The 4437-nt window shown below is 53.2% G+C and carries 2 protein-coding genes and 1 pseudogene; 1 reads left to right on the forward strand and 2 read right to left on the reverse strand.

The annotated features are described in order from the left end of the window. Positions 1–50: 50 nt before the first annotated feature. A complete protein-coding gene (locus ACQ4N7_RS29975) occupies positions 51–353 on the reverse strand; it encodes a hypothetical protein (protein ID WP_430715079.1) in 303 nt (100 codons plus the stop codon). Positions 354–1317: 964 nt separating this feature from the next. On the opposite strand from ACQ4N7_RS29975, the gene ACQ4N7_RS29980 reads away from it, so the two are divergent. Next, on the forward strand, positions 1318–2982 hold the full coding sequence (locus tag ACQ4N7_RS29980; RefSeq protein WP_430715080.1) for a hypothetical protein: 1665 nt from the start codon (positions 1318–1320) through the stop codon (positions 2980–2982). A 782-nt stretch (positions 2983–3764) separates the two neighbouring features. Here the strand turns inward: ACQ4N7_RS29980 and ACQ4N7_RS29985 are convergent. Then, positions 3765–4316, reverse strand: a pseudogene (locus ACQ4N7_RS29985) (PDDEXK nuclease domain-containing protein); the annotation flags it as partial. Positions 4317–4437 lie beyond the last annotated feature (121 nt).

A 4437-nucleotide genomic window follows, 5' to 3' on the forward strand; every position in this document is an offset into this window, starting at 1 on the left:
TATCGAGATCCACCGATGGGGTAGTCATGACCTGCCGAAGTTCATGCGATTCAGGTGCCGAGGTTCATGCGATTCACCTGCCGAAGTTGGCGCGATTCAGGTGCCGAAGTTCGTGCGATTTTGCAGCGATATAGGTGGAGCACAATAGAGACTTGGCGAGGGTTGAGAAAGGTTAGCAGGGCGGCCATCAGCCGTTCCAAGCGACGGTCTTGAATAGTTTCTAGACCCTTACTGAGGCCCAGATCGTGGCAGATAGATATATCCAGGCTGGCGTACTGTTTTTGCACCTCTGCCCACTCGTGAGCCGAAAGCCCTTCTACGGGCACCTGCCGAGTCACTGCGACATCTGCCATATCCTCAGCGTCAGCATCGACTCTCATTTCCAGGTAGTAGCCGTCTTCATCTGAGCGCAGAATGGGCCGCTGTACATCGGGGGTTCTTAAAAGATGCCCCCGCCCGAGGCAGCACCATTAAAAATTGGCCATCAACAGCGAAGGTTTCTACATCTACTGAGGGAGTTTGGGCCGTGCTCAATGTGAGTTCCTACAGTGCTAAAGGTGGCATCAAGCCATCATTTTAGGGAAAGAACCGCAGGGCTGAACACGTCTGGTGATGCTGGCTTGTGATCGGTTAGTTCGGCTTTAACCTGTACCTTCGGCGTATAACTTTTGCCCTTCACCTGTAACTGGGGTGTACAGGTTGACCTGTAACTTTCGCGTATGCCCAGATGATTGCCTGTAACTTGGGCGTATAAGTTGACCTGTAACTTTGGCGTAGGGTTTGGCGTTGGACTAATTTTGAAAGCTCTGCGGCGTCTACGTTTCACGGAAGAGCCTGCGACTTTAGCGCACAAATTGACCTGTAACTTTCGCGTATGAGTGACCTCTAGGCGTTGTCAACACGTCATTTTGGGCTATTGAGCAATGCAGAAACTAGTGTTAATCTTTGACGATATCGAGCTCAAAACACGTGCACTAGTGGCTTGACCCAGGAGGTGTAGCGAAAACCAATAACCCTGACAAATCTACCAATGTAGAGCTACTTGCCCGAGTCTCAGCATTTTGTGCTGACGTACGGAAATGATTGCCCAGTAGCCAGGCTAACCCCCTGGTAGCGATCGCGTGAATCAGTATTAAGCGTCCTGACCAGACCCTTAATAGGCAAAAAGAACCGGCAGCAGATGCCACCGGCTCTTTAAAAAGCGAAAACTCGAGAGGACCAGTCCCGAGCCGCGCAAAGAATGCTTATGCGGCTATGGTAACACCGGATCTCTCTCGGGGCAATACCCATTGCTCTTTTTTAGGAGAGAGAGGCCCCATGACCGCATCTACAGGCAGGAGCGAGGAGTCGCGTAGAACGACTTCCCGTTCCGAACCCCTCCCCGCTGACCCCACCGGCCAGCGGCTGTGTGAAATCTTCGGCCACTACCGCTGGAATTTCATCCGCGCCGATCTGCCGGACGACGCCACCGCCAAGGCCGCCTGGACAACTGTCAAAGACTATCCCCTGCGACCCCGCGTTCTCTGGAACCACTGGCAAGACGCCAACCAGATCATCGGTGTCCGCTTCACCCACGAGACCCGCTACGCCCTGCTCGACCTCGACGCCGGCGGCGACTACTGCACCGCCGAAGGCGTCGCCCAGATCCGCGCTGCCTTAGAGACCATCGGCATCACCCGCACCCTGCTGCTGCGCTCCAGCTGGAGCGGCGGCCTGCACCTGTATATCCCTTTTTTGGAACTCGTCAACACCTTCAACCTGGCCGTCGCCCTCAAAGAATGCTTCAAAGTCCAAGGGTTTCGGCTCCAGGCCGGGCAGCTCGAAATCTTCCCCAACGTTAAAGCCTACGGCGTTCAAACCTTCATTGAATACATGGGCCACCGGCTGCCCCTGCAGCCTGGCAGCGGCTCCTGCCTGCTCGACGACGACCTCAACCCCATCGGCAATAGCCTGGCCCGCTTCTTCTGGCTCTGGGATGGCGCAGCTGCCCACCAAGACATGGACACCCTGCGCCATGCGATGAAAATAGGCCGTGATAACCACCGCAAGAGACCTAAGCGCCGTAGCCACCCTGTCGCCAGCTGGCGACACGACCTAGATGCCGAAATCACAGAAGGCTGGACTGCCTACGGCCAGACCAACCACCTGCTGAAAACGATCGCCTGCTACGGCCGCGTCTTCGAGAGCCTTGAGGGCCAGGCCCTGATCGACTACACCCTGCGCATCGCCCTCCGCTGCCCCGGCTACGAGCAGTACTGCCGCCACCAGCACGAGATCGAGCGCAAAGTCATCGCCTGGGCCAGAGCCGTCGAGGGCTACTACTGGCCCTTGGGCAGCACTCCCACCCGCGACACTCGCCACCCCAAAAACACCCTGGTGCCCTTCAACCAGCGGCAGACCGAAGATGCCCAGTACCGCATCCGAGCGGCCTACGCCGAGCTAGAGCAGACCGGAGAGCTGCCTGAGCAGATTACGGCACGGGCGATCGCCTTAGCCCGAACCGCCAAAGTCAGCCAGCAGACCCTCTACAAGCACCTCAGCCTCTGGCACCCCAAGCACCAAGAGGGTGTAACAGCCCAGTCAGCAAGCTTTATAGCCCCTGAAGAGGTGAATTATGAAGCAATGCCAGAATCGCTAGAACCCCGAGAAATCAAGAAATTACACCCCTTGGAAAAGAATATGAAGGGTGAGGCGCTTTGCGCCGGTGGCGTGGGGTCGGATTTAACTTCTCTTACTCCGAAAAGGGGGGTGCGGGGGGATGAGTCCTCTTTTCCACAGGAGGTTGAGTCAGCAGCCTACGACCCGGACCTGCACGCACAGATTCAACACCAGATTCGGAGCCTGGGTTGGTCTGGTGACGTGATTCGACAATTTATTGCTGACCAGTTTGATGGCAAACGCTGGTCTGGTCTGACGGAGGATGAACGTTTCCTGTTGCTCTACCGACTTTGCGTGCTTGACCCTAGGAGTGATGCGAATTGAGGTAGCTATAGCCGTTGCCATAGTGGGCAGGACGCTTTCGTAGGTAGCCTATGGGCGATGGCTATACGCCATTTCGCTGTCCCAGGCTTGGCTACAGGCGGTCAGGCATGTCCTAAGCGAACTGCCCAGCGCTATAACTTAAACCTCTGCATGGCAGTGCTTCTTGCTGAACCCCTCCCAATCGGTTTTTGGGAAGGAATGAGGATCCAGATGGATTACAAGAATCCTGTTGAGGGTAACGGAGAGTATTGATTAACCAAAAGATAAACTTTAGTATCAACCAGATAAACCTGTTTGATATCAGGGGTAGTCTAATAATAAGAGGGAGAGAGAACTGCCCTCGATTTCAAATAGTTCAGTCCTCGTTAAGTTGGAGGTTTTTATCTCGTTAACGTCTGAATCTATTTCATCAAAATCAGCGGTACTCCACTTAGCTGTTGATATTTCCTACAATCAAGCTTAGAGAGCTCTGTGATAGATATCTAGGGGTTAATGCCCTGAAGTAACGGTATTGAGACATCTCTACATAGCGATACCCATTTCAGGAAATCTCTCAAGTCGGCGGTTGAGCGTCGTAAGCGGATTATTCTACATCAAAAATCCGTTTGAATCTTAATCAATAATCCCCCTGGTTCTGCCGTCAGAATTCAGGGGGATTTCGCATAAAGTAACTATAGAAATAAAAGCTGACAAAGTAGATGTCTACAGGCGCTGAAATCTGCAGTTAGCAAACTTAGAAGCATAGGAAAATAGTTAAATCTAGTGTATGGCATGTTGACCATTCACTCTTTATTGCTATCTTCCGACAACTCACTCACCACCGCATTCAGTTCTGTTTCTAGCTGCTCGATAGTGGGCAGGTTAGCCTTGAGTTGATCTGGTAGGCTGTGGGTGGTAACCGCGATCGGGGTGCTGACATTGCGCAGCGCGTATTCAGCAACGGTTTTATTCTTTGATTTACACAGCACGATGCCGATAGTGGGTTGGTCATCGGGGTGTCGCAGCAGGTCATCCACCGCCGCGACGTAGAAGTTCATCTTGCCGGTGTACTCAGGCCGAAATTCGGTCACCTTCAGATCAATGACCACATAGCACCGCAGTTTGAGGTGATAGAACAGTATGTCCATGAAGTACTCGTTGCCTGAGACTTCCAATCGATACTGACTGCCGACAAAGGAGAAACCAACGCCCAACTCCAGCAGGAAATCTCTGATTCTTTCAACCAGAGCCTTTTCTAGCTCTCGCTCTTGGGCGGCGGATGTTAAATTGAGAAAGTCGAAGTTGTAAGGGTCTTTGAGCAGTTGTTGAGCGAGATCGGACTGTTCAGGCAAGGTACAGGGACAAAACTCGAATGAGCGCAGAGGGCTAGAGCTGACGGGGATTTGACAAATTGGAGGGAGAGGCGGTGAGCTAGGAATTACCACACCCCTACCATCACCACCTCATGAACGAGAT

It is taken from the genome of Nodosilinea sp. AN01ver1 (genome assembly GCF_050565655.1).
Taxonomy (GTDB): Bacteria; Cyanobacteriota; Cyanobacteriia; order Phormidesmidales; family Phormidesmidaceae; genus Nodosilinea.